This is a genomic window from Aeromonas media (assembly GCF_020423125.1).
Classification (GTDB): domain Bacteria; phylum Pseudomonadota; class Gammaproteobacteria; order Enterobacterales; family Aeromonadaceae; genus Aeromonas; species Aeromonas media.
This window is the reverse complement of sequence record NZ_CP075564.1, coordinates 740329-760000: the sequence shown is the minus strand read 5'-3', so window position 1 is coordinate 760000 and position 19672 is coordinate 740329. Positions and strand designations below refer to the sequence as shown.

At 61.4% G+C, this 19672-nt stretch carries 15 protein-coding genes and 2 pseudogenes (1 of these 17 cut by a window edge); 8 read left to right on the top strand and 9 right to left on the bottom strand.

Annotation, left to right across the window (positions count from 1 at the left end):
• Both KI797_RS03675 and KI797_RS03670 read right to left on the bottom strand, forming a co-directional pair.
• Nucleotides 1-189 carry the 5' portion of a helix-hairpin-helix domain-containing protein gene (locus KI797_RS03675; protein WP_226171510.1) on the bottom strand. Its footprint begins 93 nt before the window's first position, so only the first 189 of its 282 coding nucleotides appear in the window; its start codon is at nt 187-189; the stop codon falls past the left edge of the window.
• A gap of 70 nt (nt 190-259) precedes the next feature.
• Complete coding sequence (locus KI797_RS03670; RefSeq protein WP_226171507.1) at nt 260-901, bottom strand: ribonuclease T2 family protein; 642 nt, start codon at nt 899-901, stop codon at nt 260-262.
• A 236-nt stretch (nt 902-1137) separates the two neighbouring features.
• Between KI797_RS03670 and KI797_RS03665 the strand changes: the two genes are divergently transcribed.
• Entirely contained in the window at nt 1138-1698 is a 561-nt protein-coding gene (locus tag KI797_RS03665; RefSeq protein ID WP_005330618.1) for a gamma carbonic anhydrase family protein, read from the top strand.
• 227 nt (nt 1699-1925) lie between these two features.
• Here the strand turns inward: KI797_RS03665 and KI797_RS03660 are convergent, their stop codons facing one another.
• Both KI797_RS03660 and KI797_RS03655 read right to left on the bottom strand, forming a co-directional pair.
• Complete coding sequence (locus KI797_RS03660; protein WP_226171504.1) at nt 1926-3821, bottom strand: PhoX family protein; 1896 nt, start codon at nt 3819-3821, stop codon at nt 1926-1928.
• Nucleotides 3822-4085: 264 nt separating this feature from the next.
• Nucleotides 4086-4994 (bottom strand): SAM hydrolase/SAM-dependent halogenase family protein, encoded by a 909-nt coding sequence (locus tag KI797_RS03655; protein WP_226171501.1) that lies wholly within the window; start codon nt 4992-4994, stop codon nt 4086-4088.
• Nucleotides 4995-5160: 166 nt separating this feature from the next.
• Here KI797_RS03655 and KI797_RS03650 point away from each other — a divergent pair, with 166 nt between their 5' ends.
• From KI797_RS03650 to KI797_RS03630, 5 genes are all read left to right on the top strand, one after another.
• Nucleotides 5161-5619: a hypothetical protein gene (locus tag KI797_RS03650; RefSeq protein ID WP_226171498.1), complete on the top strand. Its 459-nt coding sequence runs from the start codon at nt 5161-5163 to the stop codon at nt 5617-5619.
• A 209-nt stretch (nt 5620-5828) separates the two neighbouring features.
• Nucleotides 5829-7298 (top strand): GGDEF domain-containing protein, encoded by a 1470-nt coding sequence (locus KI797_RS03645; protein ID WP_226171496.1) that lies wholly within the window; start codon nt 5829-5831, stop codon nt 7296-7298.
• A gap of 134 nt (nt 7299-7432) precedes the next feature.
• On the top strand, nt 7433-8686 hold the full coding sequence (locus tag KI797_RS03640; protein ID WP_226171493.1) for a DEAD/DEAH box helicase: 1254 nt from the start codon (nt 7433-7435) through the stop codon (nt 8684-8686).
• Between the two features lie 242 nt (nt 8687-8928).
• Nucleotides 8929-10224: a ferredoxin reductase family protein gene (locus tag KI797_RS03635; protein ID WP_226171490.1), complete on the top strand. Its 1296-nt coding sequence runs from the start codon at nt 8929-8931 to the stop codon at nt 10222-10224.
• A 192-nt stretch (nt 10225-10416) separates the two neighbouring features.
• Nucleotides 10417-10812 (top strand): hypothetical protein, encoded by a 396-nt coding sequence (locus tag KI797_RS03630; protein WP_226171487.1) that lies wholly within the window; start codon nt 10417-10419, stop codon nt 10810-10812.
• Nucleotides 10813-11045: 233 nt separating this feature from the next.
• On the opposite strand, the pseudogene KI797_RS21190 reads toward KI797_RS03630, so the two are convergent.
• Together KI797_RS21190 and KI797_RS03625 are read right to left on the bottom strand one after the other, a co-directional pair.
• A pseudogene (locus tag KI797_RS21190) lies at nt 11046-11138 on the bottom strand (subclass B2 metallo-beta-lactamase); the annotation flags it as partial.
• 382 nt (nt 11139-11520) lie between these two features.
• Nucleotides 11521-12671, bottom strand: a protein-coding gene (locus KI797_RS03625) for an IS3 family transposase (protein ID WP_226171485.1) whose coding sequence is annotated in 2 segments (ribosomal slippage) — nt 11521-12434 and nt 12434-12671 — 1152 coding nt in all. Because the reading frame shifts where the segments join, the coding sequence is not laid out codon by codon here.
• A gap of 392 nt (nt 12672-13063) precedes the next feature.
• Between KI797_RS03625 and KI797_RS03620 the strand changes: the two genes are divergently transcribed.
• Complete coding sequence (locus tag KI797_RS03620) at nt 13064-14008, top strand: DUF2971 domain-containing protein (protein ID WP_226171483.1); 945 nt, start codon at nt 13064-13066, stop codon at nt 14006-14008.
• 98 nt (nt 14009-14106) lie between these two features.
• On the opposite strand, the gene KI797_RS03615 is transcribed toward KI797_RS03620, so the two are convergent.
• Together KI797_RS03615 and aguA are read right to left on the bottom strand one after the other, a co-directional pair.
• Nucleotides 14107-15810, bottom strand: coding sequence for an amidase (locus tag KI797_RS03615; RefSeq protein WP_226171481.1), 1704 nt, complete (start codon nt 15808-15810; stop codon nt 14107-14109).
• A 127-nt stretch (nt 15811-15937) separates the two neighbouring features.
• Nucleotides 15938-17035: an agmatine deiminase gene (gene aguA / locus KI797_RS03610; protein ID WP_226171479.1), complete on the bottom strand. Its 1098-nt coding sequence runs from the start codon at nt 17033-17035 to the stop codon at nt 15938-15940.
• A 155-nt stretch (nt 17036-17190) separates the two neighbouring features.
• On the opposite strand from aguA, the gene KI797_RS03605 reads away from it, so the two are divergent.
• The gene (locus KI797_RS03605; RefSeq protein WP_226171477.1) at nt 17191-18102 is read left to right on the top strand and encodes a LysR family transcriptional regulator; all 912 of its coding nucleotides are present in this window, start codon (nt 17191-17193) and stop codon (nt 18100-18102) included.
• A 151-nt stretch (nt 18103-18253) separates the two neighbouring features.
• Here KI797_RS03605 and KI797_RS03600 read toward each other — a convergent pair.
• A pseudogene (locus KI797_RS03600) lies at nt 18254-19666 on the bottom strand (DUF2252 domain-containing protein).
• Between the last annotated feature and the right edge of the window lie 6 nt (nt 19667-19672).

Below are 19672 nucleotides of genomic sequence, written 5' to 3'. Positions count from 1 at the left end.
GTTCTGCCAGCAGGTCGAGCCCAGCATGCTGGCCACCAGCCGGACTATGTGGCCGGTATCCGCCTCGGCCAGCTCACTCAGGCTGTGGTAACCCAGCTGTTCAAGCCGCTCGATGACGGTGGGCCCCACCCCTTTCACCCCGAGCAGCAAACTGCGTTCCCTTGCCGAAAACTGTTTCACGTCGGTCATTGCAGAGCTCCTTTCTGATGACTGCAGTTGCACATCAGGCCCCCAAGAGGCCTGATGAAGATAACGAGGATCAGCGCACGCTGCGCAGCAGGAAGTCCAGCTGGCCGCAGGAGCGGCGCTCCCGCTTTTGCATCTCGTCCGAGCAGGGAACGGCATCCGTACCTTCCTTGTTGATGCAGATGTAGATCTCCCGCAGGAAACGCCCGCCATCGGCGCAGGCCACCGTCATGGTGTCGGGTGCCAACCACTCATTGGCACTGGCCAGATCAGCCTTTAGTTCGAAGGTACTCTTGCGCAGGGGCTCTGCTGGCGATTGATAGGCGACCGGGATCTTCACCTTCTGGCGCAGGTCGCTGGCCAGTTGGTGGAATGCCTCCTGACTCAGGCCGGAGCAGGTGCCGTGCTTCTCCCACTCATGACCATAGAGAAAACGGCTGGGATAGAGCCCGGCAAACTGCTGCTCCATGGCGGGATCCAGCCGCTCGCGAAAACAGCTGCTCGGGTAGCCACGCTGATACTGAGGCCAGAGGCCGTGCAGCACGAATCCCAGTTGCCGGCTGCACTGCTCTCTATCGGCCGGTTTGATGGCGCAGTGCTGCGGTGACCAGGAGAGCGCCATGGCGTAGTAGTCAAACTCCCCTGCCCGCCCCTTGGCTTGCACGGTCTGGGCCCACAACAGAGTGGCCATCAGCAACACCATGATCTGCTTCATCTTCCAACCTCCATCACCACGTCTTGCCCCCTGCTGGTGCGGCGTGTTCCCCGCAATACCAGTCCCCATGCTCCCATAACAGGGAGCCAAAGAACAACCATGTGAAATGCCCTTACTAAAGGAGGGTCAGACCAGTAAAGGGTTTCCCCTCCCGGATCAGAGGCGTAAGCTGACTCTCCGGCGAGCCCCCGCGTCCCGCCACCTTATCCCCGAATTCAGCTGCAACAGGACGTAACATGATCCGCAAGAATCCCTCAGGTCACCTGCCCGTCATCCACGAATCCGCCTACATCGACAAGACCGCCATCATCTGTGGCAAGGTGATCATCAAGGAGAATGTGTTTGTCGGCCCCTATGCCGTGATCCGCGCCGACGAGGTGGACGAGAGCGGCGACATGGAGCCCATCGTCATCGGCGCCAACTCCAATATTCAGGACGGTGTGGTGATCCACTCCAAGTCCGGCGCCGCCGTCACCATAGGCGAATACAGCTCCATCGCCCACCGCAGCATAGTGCACGGCCCCTGCGAGGTGGGTAACCGGGTCTTCATCGGCTTCAACAGCGTGCTGTTCAACTGCCACATCGGCGAAGGATCCGTGGTACGTCACAACTCGGTGATCGACGGCTGCGATCTGCCCCCGGGCTTCTATGTGCCGTCCACCACCCGTATCAACCAGCAGAGCGATCTGGCCCAGATCCCCCGCGTCACCGTGGATGCCACCGAGTTCTCAGAGGACGTGGCCCACACCAACATCGACCTGGTCAAGGGCTACAAGGCGCTCTCCAACGAGTTCTGATGCCAGCCATGTCATAGCAGAAAAGGGGCACCACGCGGCCCCTTTTCTCTGCACGCAATCCTGACCCGGCCGGACACGCCACCATGGCGCTGGCATCCCCTCTTCTTTATCTCTCCCGCTCGACGCCTTCAAAACAAAGAACCCCTACTCGTTGGGTGTCCAACTTTCGGGGTTCGCGTCACGCAGGCTGCGCCCTCATGCGGCACAAGGGGCAGCGGGTCGGAATATCAGGCCCCGATGATACCGCCGTCGTCCCGGGTGATACGCAGCACGGCGGAGCGGGGAATGGCGGTGCCGCCATCCGGGAAGTGGGAGGGAGCCAGCTCCTCCCCCGGGTGCTGCACCCCGACGAACATAGTGCGCCAGTCCGGACTGAAGGTGAGGCCCGTGATCTCGCAGGCAATGGGGCCGGTCAGGAAGCGGCGCACCTCGCCACTCGCCGGGTCCGCGCACAGCATCTGGTTGTTGCCCATGCCGGCAAACTGCTTCTCGTTGGAATAATCGCCGTCGGTCTGGATCCAGAGCCGTCCCGCCTCGTCGAAGCCGATGCCGTCCGGGCTGTTGAACATGTTGTCCGGGTTGATGTTGGCACTGCCCGCCATCAACCCCTCTTTATTGACCTCAGGATTGCCCGCCAGCAGGAAGAGATCCCACTCGAAGCTGTCGCTGCCGTGATCGCCACCAGCCGGGCGCCAGCGGATGATCTGGCCATAGGGGTTCTCGGCCCTGGGGTTGGCGCCGTCCAGAGGTTGGTTCTCCTTGAGGCCGCGGTTCTTGTTGTTGGTCAGGGTGCAGTAGGCCTCGGCACGATGGGGATGTACGGCCACCCACTCCGGCCTGTCCATGGTGGTGGCGCCGAGCCGGGTCGCGGCTTCGCGCGCGAAGATGAGCACCTCCCCCTGATCGGCGAAGCCGTTCTCCCGGGTCAGGCCGTGCTGGCCGTGCACCAGGGGCAACCACTGGCCGGTGCCCTTCAGTTCCCCTTCCTTGGCCTCGAAGCGGGCCACATAGAGGGTGCCCTCATCCAGCAGATCCCGGTTGGCAAGGTCCTTGCCCGGCGCCACCTTGTTCTTCGAGACGAAGCGGTAGATGTGCTCGCCCCGCTCGTCATCACCGAGGTAAACCACGGCGCGGCCATCTTTATTGATGGTGAAGGCAGCATTCTCATGCTTGAAGCGGCCCAGCGCCGTGCGCTTCTTCGGGGTGGAGGCGGGATCGTGCGGATCGATTTCCACCACCCAGCCGAAGCGGTGTGGCTCGTTGGGGTGTTTGGCGAGATCGAAGCGCTCGTCAAACTGGTGCCAGCCAAAGCCCGCATCCTCGGCGGCCAGGCCGTAGCGGGCAGCGCGCTTGTCCAACTCAGGCTTGCCCGCGCTGCCGAAGTAGCCGTTGAAGTTCTCCTCGCAGGTGAGGTAGGTGCCCCAGGGGGTCTGACCGTTGGCGCAGTTGTTGAAGGTGCCAAGAGCCGTGCGTCCCTCAGGGTCGGCTTGGGTCTTGAGCAGGGCGTGGCCCGCCGCCGGGCCGCTCAGTGTCATGGGGGTGGTGGCGGTGATGCGGCGATTGAGTGCCCCCCTGGGGTTGGCCTGCCACTTGTCATCGATGCGTACCAGCTCCACCAGAGAGACACCGTGGGCCGCCTGGGCCTTGGCGACGGCCTCGGCACTGAGCGCCTTGCCGCCATCCGCAAACAGGTATTCGTAGTTGGTGTACTCATTGTTGACGGCGAGCAGGGCGCGATCAGGGCCCAGGGGGAAGAAGCTCATACCGTCGTTATTGTCGCCAAACTGGCGTGCCTGGGCCCTGGCATCATTGCTCTGGCTGAAGACGGGGGCATCGGCGAACAGGGCATCACCCCAGGCGATCAGCACCTCGGCCTTGTAACCTGGCGGCACCACTACGGCATCGGCCACCGAGGCGGGCACGGCCTGGAACCCCAGCAGCGGCTGGGTGGCAGCGGCCACGGCGCGGGCTACCGGGCTCGCGGCGAAGAAGGCCACCATGCTGGCGGCGCCGACTCCCTTGAGGAACCCCCGGCGGCTGAGGCCAGCCTCGATCAGGCGGTTGAACTCCGGCTCCTGTTCCCGGGGATGGTTGACACTGTCTCTCTCGTCAAAACGGCTCATCGGCTTTTCCTTGTTCTCTCTGCTGGCATCATTGCGTCATCACTGCGTCCGGCCACAGCATGGCGGCACTTTATTAAACGACGATGACAAACGATGAGATAACCCGGCGGGCGCGGCAAGGCGCCACCGCCCAGGAGAAGGGGCGGTGGACACGAGTCCCACCACCCCAGGAGAAGTAGCACTGATAGAGAGGCTAGCCCTGGCCGCACCTCTTCAGGTTGATATGCCCGTTTGTACCGGATTTCACCCGCTGGCAACCGCCCTCTAGCCGCATTTTTTCAGGCTGATATGCCAGTTGGCGCCGGATTGCACCTGATGTTTGGTGGCGAAGCTGTCCATGTTCAGGGCCACCGAGACCTGCAGCAGGCTGTTGAGGTAGACCAGCGGCTGGCCTTGTGGCACATCGCCGAAGCTGCTGACGTAGGGGGCCTTGCCCTCGTACTTGATCGCATCCCCTTCGCTGATCCTGATGCAGGCGTTGTCCCCCTTGTTGATCCCCGCCTTGGTCAGCAGCGCATCGTCGATATTGGTCCAGACGTTGCCATACTGCACGTCCAGGATGGGAATGGTGCCCTTGAGAGTGCCATCTTTTTCCGCCACGGCCGGCTGGTAGGGGATGCTCACCACCTCGGCGGGCAGCAGGGGCCCCACCTGCTCGAAGCTGATGACGCCGGAGGCAAGCCGCGCCCCCGTGTAGGCGTAGACGTCGCGACCGTGGAAGGTGTAGGACTTCTCGGAGCCCTTGAGGCGGTTGCGTTTCTCGTCTATCTGGCGCACCGCCTCGATGCCGAAGTGTTCGGCCACCAGGGTCAGGGTGCCGTTGTCCGGGCTGACGATGTAGTGGCCGCTCTTGGTCTTGAGCACCACCGAGTGGCGATCGGTGCCGACGCCGGGATCCACCACGCTGACGAAGACGGTGCCCTTGGGCCAGTAGTTGAGGGTCTGGTAGAGGCGGTAGGAGGCCTCCCAGATGTTGTAGGCCGGGATCTCGTGGGTCAGATCCTGCAGCGGCAGTGTCCTGTCCACCCCGAAGGCGACCCCCTTCATGGCGGAGACGGCTCCGTCCTTGAGACCAAAATCGGTCTGGAAGACCAGCGCCTCGTTTGCGAAGGCACTACTCCCCATCAGCGAGAGGGCGAGGACGAGGGCGCGGGGAAGGGTACGAATAGCCATATCAGGACTCCTTGTGGGGAATGCAACAGAGAAACAGAAATCTAGACGTCCAGAATGCCATTTGATGACGCCTTTGCAAGCCCCCTTGCCCGAATGGGGGGAAAGCACTCGCCAGAGCGCTCCGCCGGGTGTATCCATGGACGAGTCAAATTCAGGAGACGACGGTATGACAGAGCAAGGGCACGAAACCCTATTGTTGAGCCTGGGCGACAACCAGAGCCGGGTACAGATCACCGGGGCGGATGGCGTCAGCCAGACCTTTTCACTGGCCCTGGGCCTGAATGCCATGACACCCGGTCCCTTTCGCCGGGACCCGCCAACCCCCCTCGAGCTGGAGCAGGCCATCATGGTGGTGGAAGATGCACTGATGCCCCTCGCGGCCCATATCCAACCCCACCCCCTGATACAGCTTCATAGCCCGGTGCCGCTGGCAGGCGGACTCGGCAGTCACGAGCTGAACCGGGAGAGCATCGAACGGTTGTTCGGCCAGCTGGTCGCCATGGTGGAGGGAGATCCGCTGGCTGCGGCCCATCTGCCCAGAGATCGCCGCTTCGCCGCCACCCTGCTGATCCTGCGAGAATGGATGCACCACCTGGGTGCCGAACGGGTGCAACTGCTCCCGTGATGGCAGCGCCAGTCAGGGGCGCCATGCCCTCTTACTCCGCGACCACCATCGATTCGCCCTTCCCTTGCCATCGAATCGTGAACGTCTATCTTGTTGATATTGGAGGCTCATTTTCCTTGCGCTGCCTGCCCCCGCCAACTTTCATCTGGTGATGCCGAGCAGAATCAGTTACAAAAAAGTCTTCTGTCACTACCCGGGAGCATCACGGCATGGCGGGATCACTGTTGCGGATCATCCCCCGCAAGTGGTTGATTCAATTCACACTGTTCTCTCTGGCACTGGCAGGTTTGGGGCTGGTGTTCAACTACACCTACCTCAGCATCCGGCACGACATGCAGCTCATCACCGCCAAACAGCAGAATGTGTTCGAGGTGTTTTATCAGCGGGCCCGCATCCTGGCGCCAGACGCGCTGGCCCGGTTCGTCGACAACAGCAGCATCAAGGCGCCCATCTTCAGCGAGAACAGAGATGCGACGGCCTATGCCTATGCTTATGACCTCGATACCCTGACCCGTATGGCTGTCATTCCCATACTCCCCTCATCCAACCCGGTACTCATCGCCTACCAATATGCCCTCTCCTACCCCGAGGTCATCAACCTCTACGCCTTCTATGACGATCGTCGCCTGCTTGGCATGGTGCCCGACCGACTGACGCTCCCGAACCGGCTGATGCCGACCAACAGCGACCTCAATGACATCGAACCCTGGACCCATTATTTCGGTTGCGCCCTCTTCGCCTCCGCCCATGTGCCCTGCAGCACGGATGAGGCCTGGGTGTCCGACATCTACACCGACACCTTCACCGGGTTGCAGACCATCACCATGTACTTCCCCTTCGTCTTCTACGACCCGGTGATAGCGGATTACCGCCATGGTCTGACGGGCATAGACATCGCCGTCGACGAGGCGTTCAAGGATGTGCTTCGCCCCTTCGAGAGCCTCAATCCGACCAGAACCACACTCTCTTTCGATGAAATAGAGCCCTGTCGCCCCTGGCATCTCTGCCTGAATACCCGCTTTATGCGGGCCAAGGCCAGCGTCGACCTCTATCTCAAATGGTCATACAGCTACGGCGATTTCATGCGCGCGGTGCTCTATGGCCCCGCCTTCAAACTCTATCTGATCGCCCTGCTGCTGCTCATACTGACGGGACGGGGCATCTACGGCCGCCTGCGCACCCTGGCACAGACCGATCACCTGACCCGGCTGCCGAGACGGGACATCCTGGATCAGGCCAAGCTGCAGGAGCACGACTACCTGATGCTCCTCGACATCGACAACTTCAAGTCCATCAACGACGCCTATGGCCACGGGGTGGGAGACATCGCCCTCGCCGCCTTCGCCCGTCATCTGACGGCCAATATGCGCAAGGGGGACAAGGCCATTCGCTGGGGCGGCGAGGAGTTTATCGTCCTCTACAAGAGGCTCGGCGACGAGGCCAGCATGCGCCAGACCGTGGCCCGTCTGTTGGCATCACAACTTCAGATGGAGGAACTGTCCGCCCCCATCACCTTCTCGGCAGGCATCATTCGCATCCGTGATTACCTGACCGTCGCCGAAGCCACCGACCTGGCCGATACGCTGCTCTACCACGTCAAGCAGCATGGCAAGCACAACATCGCCTATTACCAGGGGCAGGAGATCAGGCTGATCCGGGAGCAGACCGCGGCCGACTGATCCCGCAACAGCAGGGCCCTCGCCGCCCCGCCGACAGTCATCACCTTCTGCTGTGCGGGGCGCTTCTGCTACCATGGCCGCCACTGTCCGCTTTCGTCACGGCCCTGGCCGCGATAACCCCATACTGGTGCCCTATGTCCATTGCCTCCTTTGCCGAACTGGCCCTCTCTCCCCGTCTGCAACAGACCCTCTGTGAGCTGGGTTATGCCGCGCCAACCCCCATTCAGGCCAGCGCCATCCCCGTCATTCTGGCGGGGCGGGATCTGCTGGCGGGGGCTCAGACCGGCACCGGCAAGACCGCCGCCTTCGTGCTGCCGTTGCTGGAGCGACTGATGCAGCAGCCGCAAAGCGAGTCGCCCCGCCCCATCCGCGCCCTGGTGCTGGTGCCGACCCGCGAGCTGGCGGTGCAGGTGCATGAGAGCGTCACGCGCTACGCCAAGGGCACCGATCTCACCAGCGCCCTGGTGTACGGCGGGGTCAGCATAGCCGCCCAGGTGGAGGCGCTGAAAAACGGGGTGGATCTGCTGATCGCCACCCCGGGTCGATTGCTCGACCATCTGCGTCAGGGGGCCTTGCGCCTTGGGAGCCTCAGCCATCTGGTGTTCGACGAGGCGGATCGCATGCTCGACATGGGCTTTATGGACGAGATAAAGGCGCTGCTGAAGCAAATCCCGGCGGATCGCCAGACCCTGCTGTTTTCAGCCACCTGCGATGACAACCTGTTTGCCTTGAGCAAGGTGCTGCTGCGTGACCCCGCGCTTATCGAGGTGGCACCGCGCAACACCACGGCGGCCGAGGTGGAACAGCGGGTCTATGCGGTGGACGGCGATCGCAAGCTGGCGTTGGTCGAACACATGCTGACCGTGAAGGGCTGGGCTCCGGCCCTGATCTTCAGCCGCACCCGCCAGGGGGCCGACAAGCTGGCCCAGCAGCTCGGCAAGGCGGGCATCAATGCGCTCGCCTTCCACGGCGATCTGTCGCAAGGCGCGCGGGAGAAGGTGTTGCTGGAGTTTCGCGCCGGCACCCTGCAGGCGCTGGTGGCCACCGACGTGGCAGCCCGCGGCCTCGATATCAGCGACCTCAACCATGTGATCAATCTGGAATTCCCCTTTGTGGCGGAGGATTACGTGCACCGCATCGGGCGCACCGGCCGCGCCGGCAACAAGGGGCTCGCCATCACACTGTTCAGCCCGGAGGATGCGCCGCTGCTGGAGAAGGTGGAGGCCGTGCTCGACACCCGCTTGCCCCAGCAGTGGTTCCCGGGTTTTGAGCCGGATCTGACCCGCTTCGACCCCGAACCGCGCCGTGCCAGCAAGGCGGCCCAGAAGCAGAAGGCCAGAAAGCAGGCCCTCTCGGGCAACAAGGGCGGCAAGGGGCGCAAGCCCTGACACAGGGGATCTTGCGAGGGCGTCGGCCATGCGGGCGCCCCCGCGTCACCACTCTCCTGGCGCGGGCTCGTGGCTAGCTCCAGCAGGCCGACCGCTTTCCTGCCGCTCTCCCACCGCTTTTCTCCCCCGCGCCCTCCTGCTCAACCCTCTTCCATTGACCCGGCGACCCTTTGCCACACTCTGCTACAAAAGAGGTAGTAAAGGGGCACACTCTTGCCACAAAGCGGGCGTGCAATAGAGACATGAACAAGGAGGACATCATGAAACCCGCATCCCTCGCCTGGGCCCTGACCCTCACCCTCATCTGGCTCGCTGGCATGACCCAGTGGCCCACCGGCCTCTGGCCCTGGCGCCATGAACTGCTGATCCTGACCGGTCTGCTTGGCCTCGGAGCCATGACCCTCTCCCTGCTGCTGGCCCTGCGCCTGCCGAGGCTCGAAGTCTGGTGTGGCGGGCTGGATCGCATGTTGCACCTGCATCGCAGCAGCGCGCTCTGGGCCACCGGCACCCTGATGGCCCACTGGCTGCTGGTGGAGGCGCCCAAGTGGGCCGTCACCGCCGACTGGCTGACCCGGCCGGCACGCCGCGGTGCTGGCGCTGGCGCTGGCGCTGGCAACGATGCCCTGTGGCACGAACTCGGCAATACCCTGGGGGAATGGGGTTTCTATCTGCTGCTGGCCCTGGTGGTGGTGGGCCTGCTTGCGGTGGTGCGCTACGAGCGCTTCAAGGTGGTCCATCGGCTGGCTCCCGTCATCTACCTGATAGGCTGGCTGCACGGGCTCTGCCTGCTGCCGCGCATCGGCGTCCTGACGCCGGTCGGTCTGACCTTGCTGGTGGGCGGCGGGCTGGGCGCCATGGGCGCGCTCTACTCCCTGTTTGGCCGAGTGGGCCAGAATGCGCGCCGCCAGGGAACGGTCAGCGCCCTCACCCCTTTGGACGAACGCACCCTGGAGATCAGGGTCACCCTGACCTCTCCCCTGTCTGGCTACCGTCCGGGCCAGTTCGCCTTCTTCGACTTCGCCGGGCGCGGCGAGCCCCATCCCTACACCCTGGTCAATGTCTCGGCGGACTGCCGCACCCTGACCCTGGCGGTGCGCGCCCTCGGGGATCACACCCACTGGCTGCACCAGCACCTCAGGGTGGGGGATGCCGTCATCGTGACCGGCCCCTATGGCGCCTTCGCCCTGCCAGACCCGGCCCCCGCGCTCTGGGTGGGCGCCGGTATCGGCATCACCCCCTTCGTCGCCTGGCTGGAGGCGCTGGTGCGCCGTGGCGAGACACGCCCGGGCACCGCCTTGCTGCAATGCGCCCCCACCGCCGAGGCCGCCCCCTATCACAGCCGCCTCGCTGAACTGTGCCGCCGGGCCGGGGTCGATTACCGATTACACCTGGAGTCCGAGCGCGGTCGGCTGGATCTGGCCGCCCTGGGTGAACGCCAGCACACCCCGGTGTGGTTCTGCGGCCCCGAGCCCATGGCCCACACCCTGGATGCCCATCTGACCGCCCCGCTGCACCGGGAGCTGTTCCGCTTCCGCTAGCCTCAAGATGAGGCGCATCATCAAAAGGGCCTCCCCGGGGAGGCCCTTGTCATATCAGATGCACCTCGCTCGCAGCCTCTGACTTGCCCCCATAAAACCTCGAGCCAGGGCTGCGACCCTCACTTGGATATTGATGCAAGTTGAATGAATCAATATTATCTTGCGGCCTCTGGTCATGGATAAGAATGTTGTATGTCCTTTGATAAAAAGCACGGTGAGTTCATCTTCAATGTGCAGGAACACCTGGTCATCTGCGAGCTGATCGGCCCTTTCAATGAAGAGGGTATGCTGGCGTGGATTGCACAGATAAAGCGCGTGGTGAACAGCCTGGACGGGAAGCCTTTCTGCGCCCTGGTGGACCATCGCCAACATCAGGGGGTGGTGCTATCCGCCCTGCCCCATCTGCAAGAGACCTATCAGTGGCTGGCCCAGAAGAACCTGGTAGCCATCGCCTCTCTCTATTCGGCCAAGGTGCTCCACCACATCGCCCTCTCCTGCCTGTCCCTCACCCACCCGGGCCATATCCGGGCATTCAACGACCCTCAAGAGGCCATCGCCTGGCTGGATGCCCAATATCAGGCGCAGTAGCCCACCCGGCCTGACGTGATACCCACTGCGCCGTGCACCAGACCGGCCTGTGTAGATAAGCAATATGCCGCACAGTCCTCTGCATCGCTTGGATTAAAAGGCCACTATCCATGCCCTGAAGTGCTGCACCCGGCAGCAAGCGATGGCTGACCCCCCAGAGACAAGAAATAAGTGCCACTCGGGAGAGCCGCAGCCTGGGCGGCTATCTGCCCCGGCAAGGCGCCATCCGGGCCAAGGGGCATCTGCGCCGCCCGCACGCTGCCGCCCCAGAAGCTCGCCACCAGTATCAAGGCCCCGGCCAACCCGTATTTGATCCAGGATTTCATCCTCTGCTCCCCTCTCTTTAGCCTTCGCCACCCTGTGGCAAGCAGGCCCATTTATCAGTGGGCAGAAAATACGGGGGATTTGTGAGGAAAGAATGAGGTTGTGTGAAGCCAAGGTGAAGTCGGGGGGAAGGCAGGAAAAATCAGGGGAGACCGGTAGCGAACTACGATAAACAGGGCTGCTGGCGGTGCGAGGGATTGAGAGCGGCAAAAGCTAAAAACCAACCAGCGACACAGACAGCGCCCCCTCACCCTAGCCCTCTCCCGAGGGAGAGGGGATGGTTCATGCCAATTCCAAGCCATTAATATTCACCCGTATCACACAGCCAAAACGCAGCCAGCGGAATCCATTCCGCTCCCTTCTCCCTGAATCGCCCCTAGTTTTCTAGACACTTTGTTGCTGAAAAATAAACTGCCTTTCAAACTCTACCGGCGACAGCCCATCATTGGAACCATGGCGCCTGATTGGGTTGTAAAACATCTCGATATAATCAAACATATCGCTGCGGGCTTCGTCTCTTGTCGCGTAAATCCTGCGCTTGATCCGCTCCCGTTTGAGCAACTGAAAGAAGCTCTCGGCGACCGCGTTGTCGTGACAGTTACCCCGTCGGCTCATGCTGCAACTCAGGTTGTGGGCCTTCAGAAAGTCCTGCCATTCACCACCGGTAAACTGGCTGCCCTGATCCGAATGCACCAGTACCGGCTGCTTGGGCTTGCGCCGCCAGACGGCCATCAATAACGCATCAACCGCCAAGTCTGCCGTCATGCGTGACTTCATCGCCCAGCCGACGATCTGGCGAGAGAACAGGTCGAGCACCACCGCCAGGTACAGCCACCCTTCTTGAGTGCGAATGTAGGTAATGTCAGTCACCCAGGAGATGTTGGGGGCTGGCACCTTAAACTGACGTGCCAGCGTGTTTGGGGCCGCCTGCATGCTTTTACCCCCATAATGCCCCTTGCGGCGTTGATAGCCTGTTTGCGAACGCAGCCCTTCCCGCTTCATTAATTTGGCCACACGGTGCTTGCCGCAGACTTCCCCTGCGTCACGAAGGTCGCGATGGATCTTGCGATAGCCGTAGACAGCACCACTTTCCAGCCAGGATTGCTTGACCAATCCGATCAGTCGTTCGTCCTCCTGCTGCCGTGGTGACGCGGGCTGTTTCAACCACGCATAGAAGCCACTTCGGTGAACCCCCAGGGTTTGGCACAGGGTAACGACACTGTACCGGTCGAGTCGGGAGGTTATGAACGCGTACCTTTCCTTGACTCGCTGGCAAAGTACGCGGCGGCCTCCTTTAGGATATTGCGCTCCTCGGTGACCTGGCGCAGTTCGGCTTTCAGGCGGCGGATCTCGGCTTGCAAGGCAGACTCTTCGAGCTGCTGGTCAGCAGGCTTACCGTACTGCTTGAGCCAGGCATACAGGCTGTGGCTGGATACCCCAAGGGCTCGTGCAACGTCAACCACCGGCCGACCGCGCTCGGTGATTTGTTTAACCGCTTCGATTTTGAATGTTTCTGGATAACGCTGACGGGTCATAACACCTCCAATAGTTGCCTCATTTTAAGGCTGTGAGGTGTCTAGGGAGCTGGGGGCGATTCACCCCTTGCGGGAGAAGGGCTGGGGATGAGGGGGAGGTAACAATAAGCCACATAATGTATGGGACGATTAGCGCAGCGTAATCGTCCGCATACCGCCACGTACCGAGTCATGGCAAGACAGGCAGGACACTCTGGATATCAGCGGCCTCTCGGCGACCTCCTATCCGCGATCGTCTGAATACGATTCACTATTCGAACCCATGGCACTAACTGTGAAGACAATCATGCAAGCTAAACAATGCTCAATCCATCCTGACAATAGATTAGAAAACAAATATGAAATCATATTATGATGCATGAAATTACTCACTAAAACGTGCAGGCACGGTGATGAAGAAAGAAATTTTCTACAAATACAGGGCAATGAATACTAATCTAATAGAATCTCTTTGTTGGGATAAAATATTTTATGCCTCACCCGCGACCTTTAACGATCCACTTGATTGTCAAATATTTTCCATTGAAAATGATTTATCAATTGCTCAACCAAGAAAAATATATGCACAACTTAAACTGCCAAGAACACTCAAGAGCGCAGAAAAAAACATTAGAGGGAAAGGCATTATAAATAGAATGAAGCCACTCCTTGAGGAAATGGTTAAATCTACAGTGATAGATGATTTGAATAGAATTAATTACGAATCGACCAACCCAGATTATGATGGTACAACTGAAGAAATAGAAATTAGCATTTTAACTGCGAGTATATATTCAGAGTTGAGAGAACATTACAGCAAAGGCGTTTTCTGCTTTTCGAAAAGCGGAAATGATGTGCTGATGTGGAGCCACTACGGCGATGAGCATAAAGGCATTTGCATCGGATATAGCAAGGATAGAAACCCAATACCTGATATCAAGCCAGTCATATATGGTAAACATGGAGTGATAAAAACATCATCGCTTTATAATGCATTTGTTAAACACAATAAAGATGAACAAGCAATCATTGAAAATGAAATCCTCCTAAAGAAAAGCAGCGCGTGGAAATATGAAAAAGAATACCGACTGATAAGTAACATCGGCCTTCAAGATTCTCCCCTAATGTTAGAGGAGATAACTTTTGGCCTCCGATGCCCAGCGGAGGTAAGACATACAATAACAAAAATGATGGAAGGTAGATGTCCAAAAGTAAAATATTATGAAATGACACTAACAAATAAAAGCGCCAATCTAATAAAACGTCTTTACAATGAAAAAAGTGAGTTTTGTATCAACTTTCCTATAGCGGCACATATATATGATGAGGTCTTTGGTGAGGATGACTTGGGCAACTAACAATTGAACAATTCTAAACATAATAAAAACCACCCGTATAACAGGTGGTTTCTGGTTTTATCACCTTACTAACCTGACTATTTATTCCTCAAGGATAATCAGGCCAACGGCGGCGTACGTGGCGGCACCTGGCGCTTGCTGCCGGTGGACTCGAAGGCCGAGGCGACGCGCAGCAGGTTGTTGTCGTCATAGGCGCGACCGGCGAAGGTCAGGCCCACCGGCATGCCGATATCGGCCATCACCCCCATGGGGACGGTGACGGTCGGCACGCCGAGATGGCGAATGGCGAGGTTGCCGTTGGCGACCCAGATGCCGTTGCTCCAGGCGATATCGGCGGAGGCCGGATTCACGTCCGCGTCAGCCGGGCCCACGTCGGCGACGGTTGGGAACAGCACGGCGTCGAGCTTGAGCCCGTCCATCCAGTCCTCCAGATCCAGCTTGCGAGTCTGTTCCAGACCGCGCAGGCCGTCCGGCACCGAGGCAATCTCGTCGAAACGCTTGAGACCGCGCTTGGCCATATTGACGTACTCGTCCATGCCCGCCGCCAGATCGCCCTCGCGGTTCGGCAAGGTGCCCGGATCGTGGGGGAAGATCTTGGGGCCATCCACATCGGCGAGTTTATTGAGCTTGGGATCGCCGTTGGCACGCAGGAAGTCGTCGAACGCCCAGCCGGAGAGCTCCCACAGCTCGTCGTTGAGAAACTCCGGGCTCACGATGCCGCGATTGAACACGGTCGGTGCACCGGGTCTGTCCCCTTCGCAGTTGGAGACCAGCGGGAAGTCCACTTCGATGACTTCGGCGCCAGCGGCTTCCAGCGCCTTGCGCGCTTCTTCCCACAGGGCAATCACGGAGTCGCGGGTATGGATGCGCTGACCGGTCGGGCCGCCGATGCCGGGGTGCTCGCTGGTGCCCGCCAGTTCATCCTTGTTGATAAACATGCGCGGCACGCCGAGGCGCTTGCCCTTGAGGGCGTCGGGCTTGGCGGCCAGCTCCAGATAAGAAGCCGGACGCACCTCGGAAGCCTTAGGGATCTTGACCCAGGGCTGCATGCGCCACAGATCCCCACGGGTGTCGGCATCGTCGGCCACCACTACGTCGAGCACTTCCAGCAGATCGGCCATGGTGCGGGCATAGGGCACGACGACATCCATGGTCGGGGTCAGCGGCCAGTTGCCACGCACCGAGATGACACCACGGGACGGGGTGTAGGCACAGAGGCCGTTGTTGGAGGCCGGGCCACGGCCACTCGACCAGGTCTCTTCCGCCAGACCAAAGGCGGCGAAGCTCGCGGCGGTGGCGGTGCCGGCCCCGTTGGAGGAGCCGGAGGCAAAGGGCGCGGTCAGATAATCGGCGTTGTAGGGGCTCTCGGCACGGCCATAGACTCCGCGCTGCATGCCGCCATTGGCCATGGGGGGCATATTGGTCTTGCCCAGGCAGATGGCACCGGCGACGCGCAGCCGCTCAACGGTAAAGGCATCGCGCTGGGCCACCAGATCCTTGAAGGCCGGGCTGCCGGAGGCGGCCGTCAGCCCCTTGACCAGATAGCTGTCCTTGGCGGTGTAGGGGATGCCGTCGAGCGGCCCCAGGGTTTCGCCACGGGCGCGACGCGCATCGGACGATTGCGCCTCTTTCAGCGCATCGGGATTGGGTACCACCAAAGCGTTCAGCTTGGTGTTGGTCTCGGGGCCGTTATAGGCAGCGATCCTGGCCAGATAGGCTTTGACCAGTTCGACCGCTGTGGTGCGGCCGGATTCGAGCGCACCGCGCAGCTCGGCAATGGAAACCTCGGTCACTTCGATCATGTTGATCTCCTGTAGAAGGGTGACTGCTTGTGATGGTAATCGCCGCATCGGCGCCTGCGACCATCACACCATCAAGAGATAAAACCCCACGGCGTGGGGTTTTGAATGTCTACAATCTCCGGCCAGCTTACTGACCAGAAGGGATTTGCTGAGTAATGCAGTGGATATTGCCACCGCCCAGCAGGATCTCGCGGGCCGGCACGCCAACCACGGTGTGATCCGGGAAGATCTCTTCCAGAATGCGCTGGGCTTCGCCGTCGGTGGCGGCATCCAGCAGCGGGTAGACGATGCGATCGTTGGTGATAAGGAAGTTCACGTAGGAACCTGCCAGACGACCTTCTGCCTCGCGCGGCACACCGCTGCCGCTCTCGACGCCAGCGGACTCTTCCTCGGTGCAGAACAGCGGGCCCGGCTGGGGCAGCTTCCAGATTTTGAGCTTGCGACCCTTGGCGTCCACCGCCGCTTCCAGCACCTTGAGGGCGGCCAGGGAGCGCTCGTATTGGGGATCGTTCTGGTCGTCGGTCCAGTGCAGGGCCACTTCACCCGGGCGCACGAAGCAGCACATGTTGTCGATGTGACCGTCGGTCTCGTCCATGTAGACGCCTTCGTCCAGCCAGATAAAGCTGGTGACACCCAGATAGTCGCGCAGGTGCGCTTCGATCTGCTCTTTGGTCAGGTGCGGGTTGCGGTTTTCGTTGAGCAGGCACTCGGCGGTGGTCATGCAGGTGCCTTCGCCATCCACGTGGATGGAACCCCCTTCCAGAATGAGCGGCGCGGCGTAGCGATCCATGCCGTGCTGCTCCAGCATCTGAGCCGCCACTTTCTCGTCCTGATCCCAGGGGTAGTAGAGACCGCCCTTGTGACCGCCCCAGGCGTTGAAGCCCCAATCCACGCCACGGCACTCGCCGGCGGCGTTGGTGACAACTGTCGGGCCTGTGTCGCGGGCCCAGCAGTCATTGCTGTTCATTTCGACCAGGGTGACGTGGGCGGGCATGATGGCGCGGGCCTGCTCCATAAACTGGGCCGGCACCCCCATAAAGACCGGGGTGGCTTGCCCGATGGCATCGGCCACCTTGGCGAAGGTTTCTTGCGCGAAGCGGCCGGCAACGCGCCAGTTGTCCGGGCGGAACGGCCAGATCATCCAGACGGCCTGCTGGTGCGCCCACTCGGCGGGCATGGTGAAGCCGTCGGCGGCCGGCGTGGAGTTAATGGTCTTGATGCTCATCGCAAGGCTCCTTGCATGGATTGAGGCCCCCGTTTACGCCCGATGCGGCGCGGGAACCCAGAAAAATAAGAGTGGGTCGCAGATTAAGACGTTGCGCCCCCATCCATCAAATGAATAGGATGGATTGTCCCATAAACACGGCGAATAATCCCCCCATGAAACTGCACCAGCTCGACCTCAATCTGCTGCTCGCGTTTGACGCCCTGATGACGCAGGGCAGCGTCACCCGCGCCGCCGAAGCGCTCTTTATCAGCCAGCCCGCCATGAGCCATTCGCTTAACCGGCTGCGCACCTTTCTCGGCGACCCGCTTTTAGTACGCACCCCGCAGGGGATGCTGCCGACCCCGCGCGCCCAGCGGCTGCACCTCGGTGTGCAGCAGGCGCTGCGGCTGCTGGAGCAGCAGCTCACCGAGGAAGAAGAGTTCGAGCCGAGCCAGTCAAAGCGGCGCTTCGTGCTCTGCACCACAGATTACGTGGAGTGCGTGCTGATCCCGCCGCTGATCCAGCGCCTCAGACGGCTGGCGCCGGGGGTCACCATCGAGATCCGCATACTGCGCGACACCCTGCCCGAAGCCGAACTGGCAAGCGGCGAGATCGATCTGGTGCTGGGGTTTGACGAGTACATGCAGGTGCCGGGGTATCTGGGCAAGGAGACCTGGCTCACCGAACCCTTGGCCGGGCTGGTGCGCGCCACCCTGGAGCTGGAGGAGGAGCGCATCACCCTCGAGCAGCTTATCGAGATGCCCCACGTGTTCCACTCGCCGCTCGGCACCTCGGAGGCGAGCCTCGACCGCTATTTGCAGAGCCTGGGGCAGAGCCGCACCATCTCGGTCAACAGCCAGAGCTATATGTCCGCCGCCGCCATCGTCAGCCAGAGCGACCACCTGCTGGTGCTGCCGAGCATGGTGGCCGAGCTGCTCGCCAACCACTGGCCGCTGAAAAGCCTGCCGCTGCCCAAAGACGTGCCGGATTACCATCTTAACTGCGTCTGGCACCCGGTGCATGCGCAGCAGCCAGCCTTGATCTGGTTGAAGACGTTGATGAAGGAGTTGGTGAGTCCGAGTTAAGACCGCTGCGTCTGGCGTGCCAGGCGCTCGGGTTGAAGGATTCGATCAAGGAGGGGGAATCCGGCATAAGGATCCCAATGCCACACCCGGCAATCCCCCCTAGTGTGGCCCAAGGATCTGGCATAAGTAGCTGATGCGCTCGAGCCGCCCCTCACCTCGCCTCTGAGGCGACCGGCAGCTCCCCGCGGGCGATGGCGGCCAGCAGCAGGGCATGATCTTCCCGGGTGCGCTGGCCATAGGCCACGGCAAAGTCGGCGATGGCCTCATCCATCACCTCCGACTTGCCGAGGTAGCCGGCGATCTGGGCCGCATCCCCCGACTTGGCATGGGCCAGCGCCAGGGCCCAGCCGCACAACTGGCAATACTCCACGAAGTGGCGAGGCTTGACCATGCCAGGGGTGATGTCGATGCCCCCCTTCATGTCCCGCAGCTGGCGCACGTAGAAGTGACGACCCCGAAGCTCGCACCAGCCGAGGAAGATGTCCGGTGATCCCTGGATCATCCGCTGACCCCGCACCACCCGCCGCCCCTGGTTGCCGCTGTCGTCTTCCGAGGTGAAGTAGGGGGCCAGCACCGAGGGTTGCGCCTCTTTGACCTGCAGGAAGAGGGGATCGTCATCGTCGGCGCCGGTCAGCAGGATCACCTAGCAGCGGGTGCCCACGCTGCCCACCCCCACCACCTTGCGCGCCACATCCACGACCCGGTAGCGGCGCAGCAGTATGCGCCTGTCCTCCGGCAGGGAGGCGAGATAGGCCTCCAGCAGTTCGCCGAGCACCTCATAGACGGGCTCCCCGTCCTCGGTGTGGGTCTCGCGGATGACGAAGGGGTGGAGTTCGCGGATCCTGTGCTGATCGTCCACCAGATCCGTCATCTTGCCGAGCACCTGCAGGTGGTTGCGGCTCCGCGCCTTGGCGAAGGTGGCCTTGACGCGCTGATGGGCATCGACGGAGAAGGCATCGAGCACCGAGGCCTGTTCGATGTGATCGTACCAGACCCTCATAAAGCCCATCTTGCCGTATTCCCGCAGCTTGGTGCGGTAACCGGTCGCTATCATCTTGGCCGCCTCCCGCTGGCGGGCGGCGTCGGCCCCCAGGTACTCGGCCGCCACCAGGGCGCTGGCGGCCAGACGCTTGAGATCCCACTCCCAGGGGCCGAGGTGGGTCTCATCGAAGTCGTTGATGGCCAGCACCAGGTTGCGCTCGGCGCTCGCGTAGAGGCCGATATTGGCGACATGCATGTCGCCACAGGCCTGGACCATGAGGCCGGAGTGGGGAGTGGCGACGAGATCCCCCGCCATGATGGCGGCCGCCCCGCGCAGGAAGGCGAAGGGGGACTCCTGCATCCTGGCATGGCGCACCGGCACCAGCTGCTTCAAGCGAGTGGTGGCCTGGGCCTTGAGCACGGCGATGGGATCCCTGTCATACGCCGCGGGCGGCAGCCAGGAGTGAGCTTCGCGGGGAAACTGTTCCCGCAGGGCCTTGCCGGCGGCGAAGCGCTGTGCAATTGAGAGCCGTGGCGTGGTGAAGTGCGCCAGTATCGCCCGAGACGTTGCCTTTCTGGTCATTCCCTT